Genomic DNA, 18,907 nt, shown 5'->3' with positions numbered 1-18,907 from the left:
AGATGGAGCTTATATGTCACTCAGTCGGCGTCAGTTTATTCAGGCTTCGGGGATTGCCCTTTGTGCGGGTGCGATGCCGCTGACAGCCAGCGCCGCCGGGCAGCAACAGCCGCTGCCCATTCCGCCGTTGATTGAATCCCGTCGCGGGCAGCCGCTTTTCCTCACGCTTCAGCGCAGCCACTGGTCGTTCACCCAGGGCACGCGCGCGCCGGTGTGGGGCATTAACGGGCGCTACCTCGGGCCGACCGTCCGCGTGTGGAACGGCGATGACGTTAAGCTCATTTACAGCAACCGTACGGCTGAAAACGTCGCCATGACCATCAGCGGCTTACAGGTTCCTGGCCCGCTGATTGGCGGCGCGGCGCGAATGATGTCCCCCAACGCCGACTGGGCGCCCGTCCTGCCGATCCGCCAGAGCGCGGCAACCCTGTGGTATCACGCCAATACCCCTAACCGTACGGCGCAGCAGGTCTATAACGGCCTGGCCGGCATGTGGCTGGTGGAAGATGAGATGAGCAAATCGCTGCCGATCCCGAACCACTACGGCGTGGATGATTTCCCGGTCATCATTCAGGACAAACGTCTGGATAACTTCGGTACGCCGGAGTACAGCGAGCCGGGCAGCGGTGGCTTCGTCGGCGATACGCTGCTGGTTAACGGCGCGCAGAGCCCGTACGTGGAAGTGTCCCGTGGCTGGGTGCGCCTGCGTCTGCTCAACGCCTCTAACTCGCGCCGTTATCAGCTACAGATGAGCGATGGCCGCCCGCTGCACGTCATCTCCGGCGACCAGGGCTTTTTACCCGCGCCCGTCTCCGTAAAACAGCTGGCGCTGGCGCCGGGAGAGCGTCGTGAAATTCTGGTGGATATGACCAACGGGGATGAAGTCTCCGTCACCTGTGGTGAAGCCGCGAGCATTGTTGATCGTATTCGCGGGTTCTTTGAGCCGTCGAGCATTCTGGTCTCCACGCTGGTGTTAACCCTGCGCCCAACCGGCCTGCTGCCGTTGGTCACCGACAGCCTGCCGATGCGTCTGCTGCCGCAGGAGATCGTGAGCGGTTCGCCGGTGCGCAGCCGTGATATCAGCCTGGGCGACGATCCAGGCATTAACGGCGCGCTGTGGGATGTGAACCGTATTGATATCACCGCCCAGCAGGGCACCTGGGAGCGCTGGACGGTGCGTTCAGATATGCCGCAGTCGTTCCATATTGAAGGGGTAAGCTTCCTGATCCGCAACGTTAACGGTGCGATGCCGTTCCCGGAAGACCGTGGATGGAAAGATACCGTCTGGGTGGACGGCCAGGTTGAACTGCTCGTCTACTACGGCCAGCCTTCGTGGCCGCACTTCCCGTTCCTGTTCCACAGCCAGACGCTGGAGATGATGGACAGGGGCTCCGTGGGGCAGATGCTGATTAACCCCGCGCCTTAACCCCCTGACATTCCCGGTTCGCCGGGAATGTTTTAAGCCCGCCAGAAAAAGCGCGAGAACAGAATCAGCACCGGGTAAATTTCCAGACGCCCTAAGATCATCGCCGCGCACATCAGCAGTTTCGCTCCCTCTGTTAACGTGCCGAACGTTGACGCCGTCTCACCAAATCCCAGCCCCATGTTGTTGATACAGGCGGCAACCGTGGCGAATGACGTAAACAGGTCGTAGCCCATCAGATTAAGCGCCCAGACAAAAAAGCCCGTGATCATCACGTAGAGAAAAAAGAAGCTCCATACCGAGCGCAGGACGCGTTCATTCACCACGCTTTTGCCCACCTTTATGCTCAGCAGCGCGCGCGGATGGGCCAGCTGGTTCATCTCCTGAATACTCTGCTTGAACATAATGAGAAAACGCAGGGCTTTGATCCCGCCGCAGGTTGAGCCTACGCAGCCGCCAAAAAAGCTGGCGCTCAACAGCAGGAAGATGGTGTGGGCGGGCCATTGGGCATAGTCAGCTGTCGAAAGGCCGTTATCGGTCATCATCGAACTGGCAAGGAAGAAGGCGTGCACCAGGCTATCGACAGGGTTGTACATTCCCGCGTGCCAGACCTGCCAGGCGGTGATGACGATAATCACCGCGGCGGCGCTCAGAAAGAATCTCACCTCAGGGCTGCGGCGAATCGGCTTCAGGGTGCGTCGGACAATAGCGACGTACCAGAGGGTGAAGTTAAACGCGGAGAGCAGCGAAAACGCCCCGGCAACCAGCTCAATCGCGTGGCTGTCATAAAAACCGATGCTCTCGCTGCGGGTGGAGAACCCGCCCAGTGACACCGTCGAAAGCCCGTGACAGAGGGCGTCAAAAAAGGACATCCCCGCCAGCCAGTAGGCCAGGGTGCAGGCCACGCCCAGCGCGAAGTAGGTCACCCACAGGGTACGTGCGGTATCGGCAAGGCGGGGCGTCAGGCGCTCCTCCTTGAACGGACCCGGCATCTCTGACTGATAGAGCTTCATGCCACCAATGCCCAGCAGCGGCAGAACCGCGACGGCCAGCACGATGACGCCTAATCCGCCAATGAAATTGAGCTGAGCGCGATAATAAAGGTAAGACTTCGGCAGGGCGCTGACGTCCCCGATCACCGTCGCCCCGGTGGTGGTGATCCCGGAAACCCCTTCGAAGAGCGCGTCCGCAAAGGAGAGGTGCAGGCCATCATCCATCCATAGCGGCATGGCGCTTATCAATGAAAACAGCAGCCAGAACAGCACGATGATCACGAAACCGTCGCGGGTGCGCAGCTGTATACCGGCGTGGCGGGTTGCCCGCCAGGTTAACCCTCCGAGGCTGAAAAAGGTCAAAAAGGTGGTCAGGAACGCAAAGTAGGTCCGCTCTTTATTGAGCAGGGCGATGACCATCGGCGGCAGCATCGACAGGCTGTACAGCAGAACCAAAAAACCGCAGAGGTGGAGCACAACCCGCAGCTGAGACACATGTAACGAATCGTTGAACTTCACAAAGCAACTCCACGCCAGAATTCCTCCCGGCGGCTGAAGACCGGGAGAGTCAGGGGTAATTATGATGCAAAATTAACAGGGCGCTGTATTTTAACGACTTCCACGAATATCTGCCTGCTTCCTGCATCCTTTTCTTCAAATCTGACGGATGAACAGCGTATAATCCCGCTCCTTTTGTCTATTTTTTCTTCGGAAGCATTATGAGCGCAATTTCCCTGATCCAGCCGGATCGTGACCTCTTCTCCTGGCCCCAGTACTGGGCAGCCTGCTTTGGACCGGCGCCGTTCCTGCCGATGTCCCGGGAAGAGATGGACCAGCTGGGCTGGGACAGCTGCGACATCATTCTGGTCACGGGCGATGCCTACGTTGACCATCCGAGCTTCGGCATGGCCATCTGTGGCCGTATGCTCGAAGCACAGGGCTTCCGCGTGGGGATCATCTCCCAGCCCGACTGGAACAGCAAAGACGACTTTATGCGTCTGGGTAAACCCAACCTGTTCTTCGGTGTCACCGCCGGCAACATGGACTCGATGATCAACCGCTATACCGCCGACCGCAAGCTGCGCCATGACGACGCCTACACGCCGGATAACGTGGCGGGTAAACGCCCGGATCGCGCGACCCTGGTCTATACCCAGCGCTGCAAAGAAGCCTGGAAAGACGTGCCGGTGATCCTGGGCGGCATCGAGGCGAGCCTGCGCCGCACCGCGCACTATGACTACTGGTCGGATACCGTTCGCCGCTCGGTGCTGGTAGACTCCAAGGCCGACATGCTGATTTACGGTAACGGCGAGCGTCCGCTGGTGGAAGTTGCACACCGTCTGTCGCAGGGCGAGCCGGTGAGCAGCATCCGTGACGTGCGCAACACCGCGATCATGGTAAAAGAGGCGCTGCCGGGCTGGAGCGGGGTAGATTCCCGTATCATCGATATGCCGGGCAAAATCGATCCGATCCCGCACCCGTATGGTGAAGATCTGCCGTGTGCGGATAACAAGCCGGTTGAGCCGAAGAAAGCGGAAGCGAAGGCTATCGTTGTGCAGCCGCCGCGTCCGAAGCCGTGGGAAAAGACCTATGTGCTGCTGCCGTCCTACGAGAAGGTAAAAGCCGACAAGGTGCTCTACGCGCACGCGTCCCGTATTCTGCACCACGAAACCAACCCGGGCTGCGCCCGCGCGTTGATGCAGAAGCACGGCGAGCGCTTTATCTGGATCAACCCGCCGGCGATCCCGCTCTCCACCGAAGAGATGGACAGCGTCTTTGCGCTGCCTTACAAGCGCGTGCCGCACCCGGCGTACGGCAACGCCCGTATCCCGGCGTATGAGATGATCCGCTTCTCGATAAACATCATGCGCGGCTGCTTCGGCGGCTGTTCCTTCTGCTCAATTACCGAGCACGAGGGGCGCATTATCCAGAGCCGTTCTGAAGATTCGATCATCAATGAGATCGAAGCCATTCGCGACTCGGTGCCGGGCTTTACCGGGGTGATCTCCGATCTCGGCGGCCCAACCGCGAACATGTATATGCTGCGCTGCAAATCGCCGCGCGCGGAGCAGACCTGCCGTCGTCTCTCCTGCGTCTACCCGAGCATTTGCGAGCACATGGACACCAACCACGAGCCGACGATCAACCTCTATCGCCGCGCGCGTGACCTGAAGGGCATCAAGAAGATCCTCATCGCCTCCGGAGTACGTTACGACATTGCCGTGGAAGATCCGCGCTACATCAAAGAGCTGGCGACGCACCACGTTGGCGGCTATCTGAAGATTGCGCCGGAGCACACCGAAGAAGGCCCGCTGTCGAAGATGATGAAGCCGGGCATGGGCAGCTACGATCGCTTTAAGCAGCTGTTCGACACCTACTCGAAACAGGCGGGCAAAGAGCAGTATCTGATCCCGTACTTCATCTCCGCGCACCCGGGCACGCGCGATGAAGACATGGTCAACCTGGCGCTGTGGCTGAAGCAGCGTCGCTTCCGTCTGGATCAGGTGCAGAACTTCTATCCGTCACCGCTCGCCAACTCGACGACCATGTATTACACCGGCAAGAACCCGCTGAGTAAGATTGGCTACAAGAGTGAAGAGGTGGTGGTACCGAAAGGGGATAAACAGCGCCGTCTGCACAAGGCGCTGCTGCGCTATCACGATCCGAAAAACTGGCCGCTGATCCGCCAGGCGCTGGAAGAGATGGGTAAAAAACATCTGATTGGCTCGCGCCGCGACTGCCTGGTTCCGGCCCCGACGCTGGATGAGATGCGCGAAGCGCGTCGCCAGAACCGCAATACGCGCCCGGCGCTGACAAAGCACACGCCGATTGTGCATCAGCGTTCGAACGGTGGTGCGGGGACGAAGAAGAGCGTAAAGCGTAAGATTGGATAACGATGATGTCCTCACCCCTCACCCCTCACCCTAACCCTCTCCCCAAAGGGGAGAGGGAACTTGAACACCCTCTCCCCTTTGGGGAGAGGGCAGGGTGAGGGGATTACCCGCCAAACTGATCCGGATCCGGCCCTAAACGCTTGCCCTTATCCAGCTTCGCAATTTCACCCAGCTCGTCTTTGTCCAGCCGGAAATCCCAGACGTCAAAGTTCTCGGCGATACGCGACGGCGTGACCGATTTCGGAATGACCACCAGGCCGTTGTCCAGATGCCAGCGAATGACGATTTGCGCCGGGGTTTTACCGTATTTATCCGCCAGGTCGCGGATAATTTTCTGATCGAACACGCCTTCACCACCCTGCGCCAGCGGGCTCCAGGATTCGGTTTGGATCTTGTGGGTGGCGTTCCAGGCATGAAGCTGACGCTGCTGCAGTAGCGGGTGCAGCTCGATCTGGTTAATCACCGGTGCGACGCCCGTTTCATCAATCAGACGCTGCAGGTGATGTACCTGGAAGTTACAGACGCCGATGCTTTTCACCAGCCCCTCTTTCTGCAGTTCAATCATCCCTTTCCAGGCGTCAACGTAATGGTCGATGGCCGGAACTGGCCAGTGCATCAGGTACAGATCGACGAAATCGAGCTGGAGTTTCTCCAGGCTCTCCTGCAACGCTTCACGGGGGCGCTTTTGATCGTCGTTCCACAGTTTAGTGGTGATAAATAGCTCATCGCGGGGTACGCCGGCGCTGGCCAGCGCGGTACCCACGCCGTCCTCGTTTTTGTACGCGGCGGCGGTATCAATCGACCGATAGCCGACTTCCAGTGCTTTATGAATGGCGGAGACGACCTCGTCGTTACCGGCTTTCCATACACCTAGCCCCAGCTGGGGCATCACGTTGCCGTCCTGCAGCTTGATTACGGTTTGGTTTGCCATTTTTCCTCCTTCAGGTGCGCATCGTCGGAGGGGGACTCCGACGATGGGGTGTGCATTAAGTCTGGACGAAATGTCAAAAAACGAAAGTCGGGAGGACAAAAACGCTTAGCGTGCCGCTTCGTAGATACGACGGCTCACGTCCAGCGTAATGTCCCCGTGCTCGCCGAGCTGGGTCATGCCGTGCTCTTCGAGTTTTGCCAGCAGGGCAGGGATGGAGCTGCCGTCCAGGCCGTAGCCGGACAGACGCGTTGGCACGCCCAGGCTTTCAAAGAAGTTACGGGTCGCTTCAATGGCAGCATCAATACGCGCATCGTCAGAACCCTCGGTGATGTTCCAAACGCGCTCGGCGTACTGCAGCAGTTTGGCGCGCTTGGTGTCGCGTTTTTCGTTCCACAGCGCGGGCAGCACAACGGCCAGCGTCTGAGCGTGGTCCAGACCGTGCATCGCCGTCAGCTCATGGCTGAGCATGTGGGTCGCCCAGTCCTGCGGCACGCCAGCGCCGATCAGGCCGTTAAGCGCCTGCGTTGCGGCCCACATGACGTTGGCGCGAACGTCATAGTTCTCCGGCTCTTTCAGCGCTTTCGGGCCCTCTTCAATCAGCGTCAGCAGAATGCCTTCCGCGAAGCGATCCTGAATTTTGGCATTCACCGGGTAGGTCACGTACTGCTCCACGGTGTGAACAAAGGCATCGACCACGCCGTTCGCTACCTGACGCGCAGGCAGGGTGTAGGTGTACACCGGATCCAGAATAGCGAAGACAGGCTGAACGTGTTCGTTCATAAAGGCCTGCTTGTCGCCGGTGGTTTTGCGGGAGATCACCGCGCCCTTGTTGGATTCAGAGCCGGTGGCCGGGAGGGTTAGCACGGAGCCCATCGGGATCGCGCTTTTGATGTCGCTGCCGCGGGTTTCCAGGATGTGCCACGGGTCAACGCCGTCAGCGTAGTGCGCTGCCGCCGCGATGAACTTAGTGCCGTCCAGCACGGAGCCGCCGCCGACCGCCAGCAGGAAGGTGATATTTTCTTCGCGGGCGATTTTCACCGCGTTCATCAGCGTTTCGTAAGACGGGTTTGGCTCGATGCCGCCGAACTCACGCACGTCCAGACCGTCCAGCGCGCTATAAACCTGATCCAGCACGCCGGTTTTTTTCACGCTGCCGCCGCCGTAGGTGATCAGCACGCGGGCGTCAGCAGGGATCTGCGCGCGCAGATCGGCGATAGCGTCTTTACCAAACAGAATGCGGGTTGGGGTATGAAGATTAAAGTTGTTCATTGCTCGTTCCCTTTAGTGGGTGAAAACCGTGGTGGCGCTGATGGCTACCTGATGCTGCTCATTGTGGCCGTCCGGGACCAGGCCCTCAATGCACATTCCTGTCGATGTCTTGCCCATTTCTACAGAGCGCTGGAGAAACTTCGGAAAAATGCGCAGACTGTAAGGGTCGTAAACCGTACCCGGAGTAACGTAAAATGAACCGCGAAGCGATCTGCCACCAGCTCACGGCGCAGATTAAAAGACTGATAGATAAAGAAAATAACGTCAGCGACCTGCTGCCGGACATTCGCCTGCTCTACGGCACGCAACCCGGGACGCGCACGCCGGTGATGTACCAGCCGGGCATCGTTTTTCTCTTCTCGGGCCATAAAATTGGCTATATCAACGAGCGCGTGTTCCGCTACGACACCAATGAATATTTGCTCCTGACGGTACCTTTACCCTTCGAATGTGAAACCTTCGCGACAGAGGAGGTCCCGCTGGCGGGTATTCGCGTCAACGTTGATATTCTTCAGCTGCAGGAGCTGCTGATGGAGATTGGCGAAGACGAGCTCTTCCAGCCGTCGATGGCCTCCAGCGGGATTAACTCGGCGACGCTGTCGGAAGAGATCCTCTGCGCCATTGAGCGCCTGCTGGACGTCATGGAGAGGCCGCTGGACGCGCGTATTCTCGGCAAGCAGATCGTTCGCGAAATTCTTTACCACGTGCTGCTGGGCCCGGGCGGCGGGGCGTTACTTGCCCTGGTGAGCCGACAGACCCACTTCAGCCTGATCAGCCGCGTGCTCAAACGTATTGAGAGTCAGTACACGGAAAACCTCAGCGTTGACCAGCTGGCCGCGGAAGCGAACATGAGCGTCTCGGCGTTTCACCATAACTTTAAGTCGGTGACCAGCACCTCGCCGCTGCAGTACCTCAAAACCTACCGGCTGCATAAGGCGCGCATGCTGATGATCCACGACGGCATGAAGGCCAGCGCGGCGGCCATGCGCGTCGGCTATGAAAGCGCGTCGCAGTTCAGTCGGGAGTTTAAGCGCTATTTCGGCGTCACGCCGGGAGAAGATGCGTCACGCATCCGAACCATGCAGGGAGCTTAGGCTTTTTTCCCTCTCCCCAATGGGGAGAGGGTCAGGGCGAGGGGATCAGGCACTGCAATACTTTTTCTTGATCACCACCGCAATCGTCCCTACCAGCCCTGCCACCAGCAGGAAAATCGGCAGGATCATCAGGAAGGTCATTACCTGATCTTCGTGATGTTTCACAAACGGGATCATGTTCAGCGCATAGCCGAACGTGGTTACGACACCGACCCACAGCAGGCCGCTCAGCCAGTTGAAGAACTGAAACCGGCGGTTAGACAGCCCGGAAATACCCGCCATGGTGGGCAGAAGAGTGCGAACAAACGCCAGAAAACGCCCGGCCAGCAGTGCCAGCAGGCCGTGTCGGTCAAACATACAGGTCGCACGCTGATGGTATTTATGGGGCAACTGCGCCAGCCAGCTTTTTACCACGCGCGTGTTTCCAAGCCAGCGGCCCTGCAGATAGCTCAGCCAGCAGCCCAGGCTCGCGGCGGAGGTGAGGATAACCATCGTGGGCGTAAAGTCCATGACGCCTTTGCCAATCAAGGCCCCGGCAAGTAAAAGCAAACTGTCACCGGGTAAAAACGAGGCTGGCAGTAATCCATTTTCCAGAAACAGCGTTGCGAACATCACAAAATAGACGACGCCTATGACGTGAGGATCCGCCAGGGCGGCAAAATCATGTTGCCAGAGCGCCGCGATAATATCTTGAATAACAGCCATGGACTTTCCTGTGGAACAGCAGAGATAACGCTATTGTACTCCCAATTTTACCTGCCGGGATTGATCGCAGGCGCAACTCATGCAGACTTTTCTGCTTGCAGTGTTCACAAAAGCGTCCGGAGAGTACATTTTCAGCCCGCACTCTACACGATACGTTCAAACCCTGCAGATAAATCCGCAATTAAATCGTCCACGTTTTCTAAACCGATATGCAATCTAATGAGGGTGCCGCTGAAGTCCACTTCACCGCCGGGGCGCAGGGCCGCGATCTGCTCCGGCTGATTCGGCAGGATCAGGGATTCAAAACCGCCCCAGGAGTAGGCCATGCTGAAGAGGGTAAAATTATCCAGATAGCTCGCCAGCTCGTCATTATTGAGCCGTTTTTTAAGCACAAACGAGAACAGCCCGCTGCTGCCCGTAAAGTCACGCTGCCAGAACTCATGGCCCTTACTGCCCGGCAGTGCCGGATGGTTCACGCGCTCAACCTGCGGATGCTGCGCCAGCCACTCAGCGATTTTCAGACTACTTTCATGATGCTGACGCAGGCGAACCCCCAGCGTGCGGATACCACGGCTGGTCATGTATGCCGTGTCTGCATCCACCATCTGGCCCATCAGGTAGGCATTTTCACGCAGCTGGTCCCAGCAGCGCGCGTTGGATACCGCGGTGCCAATCATCCCGTCAGAGTGGCCAATCAGGTATTTCGTTGCCGCCTGAATCGAGATATCAATGTCGAATTCCAGCGCCTTAAACAGCACGCCCGCCGCCCAGGTGTTGTCGATCATGATAATCGCCTCTGGCGCTTTGCTGCGTACGGCCTTCACGATAGCCGGCACGTCGTGCACTTCCATGGTGATAGAGCCGGGAGATTCCAGGAACACAATGCGCGTGTTTGGCTGGATAAGTTCAGCAATGCCTTCACCAATCAGCGGGTCAAACCAGCCGGTCGTTACGCCGAGCTTGCTGAGGATTTTGGTGCAGAAATCCTGGCTGGGTTCATAGGCCGTGTTGGTCATCAGGATATGGTCGCCCTGTTCCACAAACGCCAGAATGGTGTTGGCAACCGCCGCCGCCCCGCATGGGAACAGCGCGCAGCCCACGCCGCCTTCCAGCTCGCACATCGCCTCCTGCAGAGAAAAGTGGGTTAGGGTGCCGCGACGACCATAGAACAACCCGCCTTTCGCGCGGTTGCGCGTGGCGATTTTTTTCTCCTCAACGGTGTCAAACACCAGGGAAGAGGCGCGTTGAATCACGCTGTTAACCGAACCCTGAGTATATTTTTTGCTGCGTCCAGCCTGTACCAGCGTGGTATCAAGATGCTTCTTCGTCATATTTGCAAACCCTGTTTTTATACGTCTGGACGTCCAGACTACCACGATTGTAAAAAACTGCACCCGCATGCTTATCGAATAAGCAGAAAATATTAGCAAAAAAGCGCATAAGAAATTTTTACTGCGTAAGCGCAAGGAAAGTGAGCGAAAATTAAGGCACCATGTAAATACTAATGAGAACGACTATCAATTCGACGACTTTTTGATATTATTACGTTCAGATTTTGTGATTTGCGTCCTGGAGATACAGAGTGGGTAATAATTTGATGCAGACGGATCTCTCCGTTTGGGGCATGTATCATCATGCTGACATCGTGGTTAAGATTGTGATGATCGGCCTGATTCTGGCGTCCGTTGTCACCTGGGCTATCTTCTTCAGCAAAAGCGCCGAGCTGCTTTCGCAGAAGCGTCGCCTCAAGCGGGAACAGCAGCAGCTGGCTGAAGCCCGCTCTCTGGATCAGGCTTCTGAGATGACCTCATCCTTCCACGCGAAAAGCCTGACCACCCTGTTAGTGAATGAAGCTCAGAACGAGCTGGAACTCTCCGCCGGCAGTGAAGATAACGAAGGCATTAAAGAGCGTACCGGTTTCCGTCTGGAGCGTCGTGTTGCGGCCGTTGGTCGACACATGGGACGCGGCAATGGTTATCTGGCGACCATCGGCGCGATTTCGCCGTTCATTGGTCTGTTCGGTACGGTCTGGGGCATCATGAACAGCTTTATCGGTATTGCGCAGACCCAAACCACCAACCTCGCGGTGGTTGCGCCGGGTATCGCGGAAGCGCTGCTGGCGACGGCAATCGGTCTGGTTGCCGCTATCCCTGCGGTGGTTATCTACAACATCTTCGCGCGTATGATTGGCAGCTACAAAGCGACTCTCGGAGACGTTGCCGCCCAGGTTCTGCTGCTGCAAAGCCGCGATCTCGACCTGAATGCCAGCTCCGTGAAGCCGGTCCATGCGGCGTCTAAACTGCGCGTAGGTTAATAGTATGGCGATGCGTCTCAACGAAAATCTGGACGATAACGGCGAAATGCACGAAATCAACGTGACGCCGTTTATCGACGTCATGCTGGTGCTGCTGATTATTTTCATGGTGGCTGCGCCGCTGGCGACGGTCGACGTGAAGGTGAATCTGCCTGCCTCCTCCAGCCAGCCGCAGCCGCGTCCGGAAAAGCCTATCTATCTGTCGGTGAAAGCGGATAAATCCATGTTCCTGGGTAACGACCCGGTAACGGATGCTTCCGTTATTCCGGCGCTGGATCGGCTTACCAGCGGCAAGAAAGACACCACCGTCTTCTTCCGGGCGGACAAAACCGTCGACTACGAAACCATGATGAAGGTAATGGACACGCTGCATCAGGCGGGTTATCTGAAGATTGGGCTGGTCGGGGAAGAGAAAGCGGCCTCGAAGTGATACAGAAGCTGGCGAAAGCCGGCTTTTTTTATGCCTGTCGGTTTATGCGTTTTTGTCGTCCGTCGGTGCGGTAGAGGAGGTTGCAAGCGCATCCTCATCGAGGGCAACGCAGGTGACGTTTGACGTACGGTATTCACCGGCTGACAGTTTGCGCGTCAGGCGCAGGGTGGCGACTTCTCTGGCAAGCAGATACTGATAGTTGGCCTCAAGACGTCCCAGCAGTTTCTCTTTCAATTCTGGTTGCTGTTCGATGATGGCGTTCATCACGGCACCGTAAATTTCTTCTTTGACCTGTAACGGATAAATCTCGCGGCGATTCTGCCATTTCAGACGCACCAGCGTTGCCGGGATCGATACCATGTCTTGTGTAATACGCGTCATCTCGGCATTTTTTGCATTTCTCAGCGCCTCGATATTTTGCTTTAAGATAAATTCATCACTTTTTTTATCATCTAAAGTCAAATAAACGTCATTGTCTTTAACTTCTTTCACGTTAATCTTCCCCCAGGGTATAAAAAATAGGGTTGTTTTTTTCTCGCGTAATTAGATTAAGCCAAATTTCATTGCCGGCCTCATTTATTTCTTTTGTTTTTTCAGCCATTATTTGACTTAGTTTCTGGGCATCTATTTCACCTTCGGCCTGCAGGTCATTCAGCAGGTGGACGAAGGCTTCAATTTTTATAGCGCGAAATAAGCGGTCTTTTATATGGCGATCGTGCTCTTCCAGCAACATATTACGGGATTTGCCAGTGCGGGAAACGCCAATTAATATATCTGGCTCGAAATCAGAGAGCTTTCTTTTCCCCTGAGTTAAACTGGCCTTTTTTTCTTCTTCCATCGGTTTCTGTTCCACAGGCGCAATGTGGTACTTAGCCGGGACGAGATAGTCGGGCAGCATTTTAATTTCCTTTATTTTCAACAGGGTGGGGTTGGTAAAGGCGTGAGATTCGTTGACAATATCATGAGGCAATTTTAAAATCAAAAAAAATGGAGCCAACCCATGAACAGCATTTTTTTTACGGTCATCACATTACTATTACTGACCGCTGGTGTGCTTTTATTGATGCAGGAGTTCAATAAAACGAAAGTGTCGAAAGACACCAGTGAACCGCCACAGCCTGAGCTGATGACAAAAGAGGAAGGAGAAGACCATTTCTCTGTTCTGATGAACTCCGTTACGCCTGTCTGGTACTGGCGGGTGAATCATGAATATATCGACTTCTTACACGCGACAATTAAACGTATGAAAATGTCGGAAATTAATGATACCCCCGGTCTGTTTGAGGCTCAGCGTCGCTGTAGCGACCTCAATTCGGCGGTTTATAAATATTATGACAATATCAAAAAGCGCTGTCTTAACGGTGAGAAGGTTTCCTGTTCCGATCTGGACGTATTAAATTTGCGGCAGTGTTTTCGCGAGTTCAGTCTGGAAGCCTACCCCGAGCTTGTGGCGCTGGTCTGGCCGGAGTATGCGCGTCCGGAGGTCAACCCGGACAACGTCTGAGTGACGTGCGGGTTAGTTCTTGCAAACAGTCAGCGCCGTTGAGATATACTGAGCGCTGGTTTCGTTTGCAGACAGGATTTTATGGAACGCTTCTTTGAAAACGCAATGTATGCCTCTCGCTGGCTGCTCGCACCCGTCTATTTCGGTCTTTCCCTGGCGCTGGTCGCCCTGACGATCAAGTTCTTCCAGGAGATTTTCCACGTCTTGCCTAACATTTTCTCCGTGGCGGAAGCAGATTTGATTCTGGTTCTGTTGTCACTGGTGGATATGACACTGGTGGGCGGCTTACTGGTGATGGTGATGTTCTCCGGTTATGAGAACTTCGTCTCTCAGCTTGATATCGCCGAGCATAAAGAAAAGCTCAGTTGGCTCGGAAAAATGGACGCATCATCGCTGAAGAATAAAGTTGCGGCATCTATAGTGGCGATCTCCTCTATCCACCTGTTACGCGTGTTTATGGACGCGAAAAACGTGCCGGATAATAAGCTGATGTGGTATGTGATTATCCATCTGACGTTTGTGCTGTCGGCGTTTGTGATGGGGTATCTGGATAAGATAAGTAAGAAGTAGAGACACCTTACCCCTCACCCTGCCCTCTCCCCTCTGGGGAGAGGGCAGGGTGAGGGCGTCAGACCGCACTATTTATCCGACGACGCCTGCCACAAATTCAACTCCCCATCCGCAACGTGCTGGTCAATCCGCTTGAGTTCGTCATCAGTAAAGCGCAGATTTTCCAGCGCCTGAACGTTCTCCTCCAGCTGTTCCGGACGGCTCGCACCTATCAGCACTGACGTCACGCGTTCATCTTTCAACAACCAGCTTAGCGCCATCTGCGCCATCGTTTGCCCGCGCGCCTGCGCCATCTCATTAAGCAGACGAAGACTTTTCAGGTTAGCTTCAGTCAGCATTTTCTGCGTCAGGCCGCGCACTTTGTTCCCTTCGCGCTGCATGCGAGAACCTTCAGGAATACCGTTCAGGTATTTTCCGGTCAGCAGACCCTGCGCCAGCGGGGTAAAGGCGATACACCCCGTGCCGTTTGCTTCCAGCGCATCCAGCAAGCCGGTCTTATCGACCCAGCGGTTAAGCAGGTTATAGGACGGCTGGTGGATCAGCAGCGGGATCTTCCACTCGTGAAGCAGCGCGGCCATTTTTTGTGTGCGCTCGGTAGAGTAGGAGGAAATGCCCACGTATAGCGCTTTTCCACTCTGAACCGCGTGAGCCAGCGCGGAGGCTGTCTCTTCCATCGGCGTATTTTCATCCACGCGGTGGGAGTAGAAAATATCCACATACTCAACGCCCATGCGTTTCAGGCTCTGGTCGAGACTGGCGAGCAGATATTTACGTGATCCCCCCGAACCATACGGCCCCGGCCACATGTCGTAGCCGGCTTTGGTGGAGATAATCAGCTCGTCGCGGTACGCGGCAAAGTCCTCACGCAGCAGGCGGCCAAAGTTCTCTTCCGCGCTACCCGCTGGCGGGCCGTAGTTGTTGGCAAGATCGAAATGGGTAATACCGAGGTCGAAGGCTTTACGCAGCAGCGCGCGCTGGGAATCAAGGGGCTGGATGTGGCCGAAGCTATGCCACAGACCCAGCGACAGCGCAGGCAGGCGCAGGCCGCTCTTGCCGCAATAGCGGTACTGCATATTCTCGTAGCGGGTAGCGTCAGGGTACCAGGACATGATGTCTCCTTTCTTATTTAATGGATTTTCGAAACAGCGTTTTTATTCTGTGTTTATCAAATCATAAATTAAGCAGAGAAGCGACGACATGCCCAAACCCTGTGATGTTGAAAGGTAATGATTAACCATGACTGCGTTACCTGTGAAGCCACGCTAACTAAAAATAATCACAAAACGTTATAATTTCCCTGCACCCTGCCGATAACGAGAGTAGCACTCGCCTCTGGGCGAATTCACCCTCACGGCAAGGAAGACTTATGAATATGCTTCGTAATTTAACGATCCGTTTCGTCATGCTGACGATCCTCGGAATCTTTTGTTTAATGTGGGCGGGCGTCGGGCTGTACAGCACCTGGTCCCTTTCACGGGTATCAGATGGTAATGAAGTCGATCGCCAGCTGGTCAAACAGATGATGGTGCTTAGCCAGGGCAACGATCAGTATTTCCGCTTTGTCACCCGTCTGAGCCGCGCCATGGAGGTCAAAGCCGCTGGCGGCACGCCGGATTTGTCCTCTGCCCAACAGGCGCTGGACAACATGGGTAAAAAACTGGTCGAGATGAAGGCGATCTCACCAGGCCCGATGGATGAGCAGATCTCATCCCGGGTGATCGGCGCCTGGCAGGCGCTGCTTGAGCAGGGCGTGACGCCGCAAATGGAGCAGGCGAAGCAGGCGACCCTGGACGGCTACCGCCAGCAGGCCAACAACGTCACTCCGCCGCTGAGCCGTGCGTTCGGTGCGGCCGCCGAGGAGTTCAACAATGCCGCGGCGAAGACGCTCGACAGCACCCGCGTGGTGGTCGACGGCCTGACCAGCATGACCCGCACGGTCATTATCGTCGCCACCATTATCGGCCTGCTGATCCTGCTTTTTACCGACCGCTACCTGGTGGCGATGCTGGTCAAACCGCTGGAGCGTATTCGCCAGCAGTTCCGCCAGATTGCCCAGGGCGATCTCAGCCAGCCCATTGAGCCTTTCGGCCGCAACTGTGTGGGACAGCTGGTGCCGCTGTTGAGCGCTATGCAGGACAGCCTGCGTGAAGCCGTCAGCACCATCCGCTCCGGCAGTGAAAATATCTGGCGCGGCGCGACGGAAATTTCCAGCGGCAACAACGACCTCTCTTCCCGCACCGAAGAGCAGGCTGCTGCGCTGGAAGAGACGGCTGCCAGCATGGAACAGCTCACCGCTACCGTGAAACTGAACGCGGAAAGCGCGCGTCAGGCCAGCCAGCTTGCCGATGTGGCCTCAACCACCGCCAGCCGCGGCGGCTCGCTGGTGGAAGAGGTAGTCACCACCATGAGCGGTATTTCGGAAAGCTCGAAGAAAATTGCTGAAATCACCAACGTGATCAACAGCATCGCCTTCCAGACCAATATTCTGGCGCTCAATGCGGCCGTAGAAGCGGCACGCGCGGGCGAGCAGGGGCGTGGTTTCGCCGTGGTGGCGGGTGAAGTCCGTAACCTGGCAAGCCGCAGCGCCAACGCGGCAAAAGAAATTGAGGGGCTGATCGCTGATTCCGTTACCCGCGTCGAGCAGGGAGCGCAGCTGGTGGGCGACACGGGCACCACTATGGATGCGATTTTGCGCGACGTGACGGAAGTGACGACCATTATGAAGCAAATCGCATCGGCTTCTGAGGAGCAAAGCAAGGGCATTTCGCAGGTCGGGATTGCCATTACCCAGATGGACGGCGTCACTCAGCAGAACGCCTCGCTGGTTGAAGAGGTTTCTGCGGCAGCGGCGGCGCTTGAGCGCCAGACCGAAGAGCTTCAGCGCTCGGTGCAAAAGTTCCGCCTGACGGCGTGAGCCTTCTGCTAAGGCCGCTCCGTGCGGCCTTTCTGCTTTTTCGTCTGTTGGATCTCACTCTTTGGGCGGCAGGATGCTCATCGCCTGCTCAGCGGACGCCAGCAATCGTGATGACGGCACGCCGTCACGAGCCTGAACGGATAAGCCATGTAAAAAGACGGCAAAAAAGTCTCCAAGACTGTCAGGATCGGTCGTTTCGGGCAATTCACCGTTTTGCACCGCCAGCCGCAGCCGGTCAATGATCTGCTGCGTGCGCTGCAGGCGATGCTCAGCCAGCCAGGATTTAATGCCGTCATTTTCCGCACTGACGCTAGCGGCTGTAGCAACCACCATGCACCCATGCGGCTTGCCAGGTTGGCTATAAAGCGTAATGGCATCACTCAGCAGCGTTTTGATTGCCTGCCGTACATCACCCTCGGTGGTTAATGCGCGATCCGCGAAGCTGCCTTCTTCGTTTTCATAATGAGCAATCGCTTCCCGAAAGAGCTGTTCTTTTGAACCGAACGCCTTGTAAATGCGCGCCGAAGCGATGCCCAGCTCAGCCACCAAATCTGACATTGAGGTCCCTTCGTACCCTTGTCGCCAGAACAGGTTACGCGCTTTGATAAGCGCCTGGTCGCGATCGAACTGGCGCGGTCTTCCTGCCATTTTGTTGCTCCGGTTTGTCTTCTGTTCACTGCAAACAGGATCGCTTAATTCGTTGGGATTACCAATGAATTTATAAGTTTTGCTTGCGGTTAACTGATTTTACTCCTATTGTTTGTCAATCGACAAACAATAGGAGTTTACGATGAAAACCCTCAAAGGACCCTCTCTTCATCTCGCACAGTTCAGTGACGAGGTTGCCCCGTTTGACAGTTTACCGACAATAGCCCGGTGGGCCGCGGAAACCGGTTTTAAGGCATTACAAATCCCGGCCTGGGACCGTCGGCTGTTCGACGTTTCGACGGCGGCGGAAAGCCAGACCTATTGTGACGATCTTACCGGCATGCTGGCGGAACATGGCCTGGTCGTGAGTGAGCTGACCAGCCATATCTTTGGCCAGCTAATGGCGGTCCATCCGGCGTATGACAGCCTGTGCGACAGCTTCGCGCCGCCGGAAATACACGGCAACCCGCAAGCACGCGGCGAGTGGGCACGGCAACAGCTGCTGATGGCGGTGAAGGCTTCCGCCCGGCTTGGTCTCAGCGATCTGGGGACATTCTCAGGCTCGCTGGCATGGCCTTATCTGTTCCCGTTCCCGCAGCGCCCGGAAGGGTTAATTGAAACCGCTTTTGACGAGCTGGCCAGACGCTGGATGCCGGTGCTCAACGCCTGCGACGAACATGGCATCAACCTGTGCTATGAAATTCATCCGAGTGAAGATCTGCACGATGGCGTGACGTTTGAAATGTTTTATCAGCGGGTGAAGGCGCATCCACGCTGCCGGATACTTTTTGACCCGAGCCACATGGTGCTTCAGCAGCTTAACTATCTGGAATTTATTGATATATATAAAGACGTTATCAGCATGTTTCACGTCAAAGATGCTGAATTTAATCCAACCGGTCGTCAGGGGATTTATGGTGGGTATCAGTCATGGCTCGAACGCGCAGGGCGTTTTCGCTCACTGGGCGACGGTCAGGTTGATTTCAGGGCTATTTTCTCGAAGCTGACCCAATACGATTATGCTGGCTGGGCAACCCTGGAGTGGGAATGCTGTCTGAAAAACCCGCAGGACGGTGCCAGAGAAGGGGCAGCGTTCATCCGCGACCACATTATTCACATCACCGATAAAGTCTTCGATGACTTCGCCGGTGCGCCGGTCAATGCTCAGCAAATCAACGCATTACTCGGCATTCGCTAAACCTTCACATCACAGGGAATT

18 protein-coding genes are annotated in these 18,907 nt (G+C 56.1%); 9 read left to right on the top strand and 9 right to left on the bottom strand.

From position 1 onward, the window contains the following. Nucleotides 1-13: 13 nt before the first annotated feature. Nucleotides 14-1,426 (top strand): cell division protein FtsP, encoded by a 1,413-nt coding sequence (gene ftsP / locus V1603_RS23225; RefSeq protein WP_116342056.1) that lies wholly within the window; start codon nucleotides 14-16, stop codon nucleotides 1,424-1,426. Nucleotides 1,427-1,458: 32 nt separating this feature from the next. On the opposite strand, the gene V1603_RS23220 is transcribed toward ftsP, so the two are convergent. After that, nucleotides 1,459-2,934: a TrkH family potassium uptake protein gene (locus V1603_RS23220; protein ID WP_116342054.1), complete on the bottom strand. Its 1,476-nt coding sequence runs from the start codon at nucleotides 2,932-2,934 to the stop codon at nucleotides 1,459-1,461. 200 nt (nucleotides 2,935-3,134) lie between these two features. On the opposite strand from V1603_RS23220, the gene V1603_RS23215 reads away from it, so the two are divergent. Continuing rightward, entirely contained in the window at nucleotides 3,135-5,309 is a 2,175-nt protein-coding gene (locus V1603_RS23215; protein ID WP_395313323.1) for a YgiQ family radical SAM protein, read from the top strand. 103 nt (nucleotides 5,310-5,412) lie between these two features. On the opposite strand, the gene dkgA is transcribed toward V1603_RS23215, so the two are convergent. Both dkgA and yqhD read right to left on the bottom strand, forming a co-directional pair. Continuing rightward, a complete protein-coding gene (gene dkgA, locus V1603_RS23210) occupies nucleotides 5,413-6,240 on the bottom strand; it encodes a 2,5-didehydrogluconate reductase DkgA (protein ID WP_021242117.1) in 828 nt (275 codons plus the stop codon). 105 nt (nucleotides 6,241-6,345) lie between these two features. Beyond that, nucleotides 6,346-7,509, bottom strand: coding sequence for an alcohol dehydrogenase (gene yqhD / locus V1603_RS23205; RefSeq protein WP_395313322.1), 1,164 nt, complete (start codon nucleotides 7,507-7,509; stop codon nucleotides 6,346-6,348). A 194-nt stretch (nucleotides 7,510-7,703) separates the two neighbouring features. On the opposite strand from yqhD, the gene V1603_RS23200 reads away from it, so the two are divergent. Then, nucleotides 7,704-8,603, top strand: a complete 900-nt coding sequence (locus tag V1603_RS23200; RefSeq protein WP_233002811.1) for an AraC family transcriptional regulator — start codon at nucleotides 7,704-7,706, stop codon at nucleotides 8,601-8,603. 45 nt (nucleotides 8,604-8,648) lie between these two features. On the opposite strand, the gene yghB is transcribed toward V1603_RS23200, so the two are convergent. Together yghB and metC are read right to left on the bottom strand one after the other, a co-directional pair. Beyond that, the gene (gene yghB / locus V1603_RS23195; RefSeq protein WP_163329680.1) at nucleotides 8,649-9,308 is read right to left on the bottom strand and encodes a DedA family general envelope maintenance protein YghB; all 660 of its coding nucleotides are present in this window, start codon (nucleotides 9,306-9,308) and stop codon (nucleotides 8,649-8,651) included. Between the two features lie 143 nt (nucleotides 9,309-9,451). Next, nucleotides 9,452-10,639 carry a cystathionine beta-lyase gene (metC, locus tag V1603_RS23190; protein WP_116342044.1) on the bottom strand — a complete coding sequence of 396 codons (1,188 nt, stop codon included), beginning with the start codon at nucleotides 10,637-10,639 and terminating at the stop codon, nucleotides 9,452-9,454. 251 nt (nucleotides 10,640-10,890) lie between these two features. Between metC and exbB the strand changes: the two genes are divergently transcribed. Continuing rightward, nucleotides 10,891-11,622, top strand: a complete 732-nt coding sequence (exbB, locus tag V1603_RS23185; RefSeq protein WP_163329679.1) for a tol-pal system-associated acyl-CoA thioesterase — start codon at nucleotides 10,891-10,893, stop codon at nucleotides 11,620-11,622. A gap of 4 nt (nucleotides 11,623-11,626) precedes the next feature. Continuing rightward, entirely contained in the window at nucleotides 11,627-12,052 is a 426-nt protein-coding gene (gene exbD / locus V1603_RS23180; protein ID WP_395313321.1) for a TonB system transport protein ExbD, read from the top strand. A gap of 42 nt (nucleotides 12,053-12,094) precedes the next feature. On the opposite strand, the gene V1603_RS23175 is transcribed toward exbD, so the two are convergent. Continuing rightward, a complete protein-coding gene (locus V1603_RS23175; protein WP_116342038.1) occupies nucleotides 12,095-12,544 on the bottom strand; it encodes a cytoplasmic protein in 450 nt (149 codons plus the stop codon). Nucleotide 12,545: 1 nt separating this feature from the next. After that, nucleotides 12,546-12,950, bottom strand: coding sequence for a hypothetical protein (locus tag V1603_RS23170; protein ID WP_233002812.1), 405 nt, complete (start codon nucleotides 12,948-12,950; stop codon nucleotides 12,546-12,548). Nucleotides 12,951-13,052: 102 nt separating this feature from the next. Here V1603_RS23170 and V1603_RS23165 point away from each other — a divergent pair, with 102 nt between their 5' ends. Next, the gene (locus V1603_RS23165) at nucleotides 13,053-13,556 is read left to right on the top strand and encodes an ESA_00282 family adhesion-associated protein (RefSeq protein WP_116342034.1); all 504 of its coding nucleotides are present in this window, start codon (nucleotides 13,053-13,055) and stop codon (nucleotides 13,554-13,556) included. A gap of 81 nt (nucleotides 13,557-13,637) precedes the next feature. Further along, a complete protein-coding gene (locus V1603_RS23160; protein WP_003862473.1) occupies nucleotides 13,638-14,126 on the top strand; it encodes a TIGR00645 family protein in 489 nt (162 codons plus the stop codon). A gap of 68 nt (nucleotides 14,127-14,194) precedes the next feature. Here the strand turns inward: V1603_RS23160 and V1603_RS23155 are convergent, their stop codons facing one another. Further along, entirely contained in the window at nucleotides 14,195-15,235 is a 1,041-nt protein-coding gene (locus V1603_RS23155; RefSeq protein ID WP_116342032.1) for an aldo/keto reductase, read from the bottom strand. Nucleotides 15,236-15,492: 257 nt separating this feature from the next. Between V1603_RS23155 and V1603_RS23150 the strand changes: the two genes are divergently transcribed. After that, a complete protein-coding gene (locus tag V1603_RS23150) occupies nucleotides 15,493-17,040 on the top strand; it encodes a methyl-accepting chemotaxis protein (RefSeq protein ID WP_395313320.1) in 1,548 nt (515 codons plus the stop codon). A gap of 54 nt (nucleotides 17,041-17,094) precedes the next feature. Here the strand turns inward: V1603_RS23150 and V1603_RS23145 are convergent, their stop codons facing one another. Then, nucleotides 17,095-17,688, bottom strand: a complete 594-nt coding sequence (locus tag V1603_RS23145) for a TetR/AcrR family transcriptional regulator (RefSeq protein WP_116342028.1) — start codon at nucleotides 17,686-17,688, stop codon at nucleotides 17,095-17,097. A 142-nt stretch (nucleotides 17,689-17,830) separates the two neighbouring features. Between V1603_RS23145 and V1603_RS23140 the strand changes: the two genes are divergently transcribed. Further along, nucleotides 17,831-18,886, top strand: a complete 1,056-nt coding sequence (locus V1603_RS23140; protein WP_302220350.1) for a sugar phosphate isomerase/epimerase — start codon at nucleotides 17,831-17,833, stop codon at nucleotides 18,884-18,886. The last annotated feature ends 21 nt before the right edge of the window (nucleotides 18,887-18,907 follow it).

Origin of the sequence: Enterobacter sp. ECC-219 (assembly GCF_043966805.1) — a bacterium.
Taxonomy (GTDB): domain Bacteria; phylum Pseudomonadota; class Gammaproteobacteria; order Enterobacterales; family Enterobacteriaceae; genus Enterobacter; species Enterobacter cloacae_N.
This window is presented reverse-complemented; position numbering and strand designations above follow the sequence as displayed.

Excerpts from the sequence above, each read along its gene's own strand:
- ftsP (WP_116342056.1), top strand. The coding sequence starts at position 14 with ATGTCACTCAGTCGGCGTCAGTTTATTCAGGCTTCGGGGATTGCCCTT.
- V1603_RS23215 (WP_395313323.1), top strand. The coding sequence starts at position 3,135 with ATGAGCGCAATTTCCCTGATCCAGCCGGATCGTGACCTCTTCTCCTGG.
- dkgA (WP_021242117.1), bottom strand. The coding sequence starts at position 6,240 with ATGGCAAACCAAACCGTAATCAAGCTGCAGGACGGCAACGTGATGCCC.
- yqhD (WP_395313322.1), bottom strand. The coding sequence starts at position 7,509 with ATGAACAACTTTAATCTTCATACCCCAACCCGCATTCTGTTTGGTAAA.
- V1603_RS23200 (WP_233002811.1), top strand. The coding sequence starts at position 7,704 with ATGAACCGCGAAGCGATCTGCCACCAGCTCACGGCGCAGATTAAAAGA.
- yghB (WP_163329680.1), bottom strand. The coding sequence starts at position 9,308 with ATGGCTGTTATTCAAGATATTATCGCGGCGCTCTGGCAACATGATTTT.
- metC (WP_116342044.1), bottom strand. The coding sequence starts at position 10,639 with ATGACGAAGAAGCATCTTGATACCACGCTGGTACAGGCTGGACGCAGC.
- exbD (WP_395313321.1), top strand. The coding sequence starts at position 11,627 with ATGGCGATGCGTCTCAACGAAAATCTGGACGATAACGGCGAAATGCAC.
- V1603_RS23170 (WP_233002812.1), bottom strand. The coding sequence starts at position 12,950 with ATGCTGCCCGACTATCTCGTCCCGGCTAAGTACCACATTGCGCCTGTG.
- V1603_RS23165 (WP_116342034.1), top strand. The coding sequence starts at position 13,053 with ATGAACAGCATTTTTTTTACGGTCATCACATTACTATTACTGACCGCT.
- V1603_RS23160 (WP_003862473.1), top strand. The coding sequence starts at position 13,638 with ATGGAACGCTTCTTTGAAAACGCAATGTATGCCTCTCGCTGGCTGCTC.
- V1603_RS23155 (WP_116342032.1), bottom strand. The coding sequence starts at position 15,235 with ATGTCCTGGTACCCTGACGCTACCCGCTACGAGAATATGCAGTACCGC.
- V1603_RS23150 (WP_395313320.1), top strand. The coding sequence starts at position 15,493 with ATGAATATGCTTCGTAATTTAACGATCCGTTTCGTCATGCTGACGATC.
- V1603_RS23145 (WP_116342028.1), bottom strand. The coding sequence starts at position 17,688 with ATGGCAGGAAGACCGCGCCAGTTCGATCGCGACCAGGCGCTTATCAAA.
- V1603_RS23140 (WP_302220350.1), top strand. The coding sequence starts at position 17,831 with ATGAAAACCCTCAAAGGACCCTCTCTTCATCTCGCACAGTTCAGTGAC.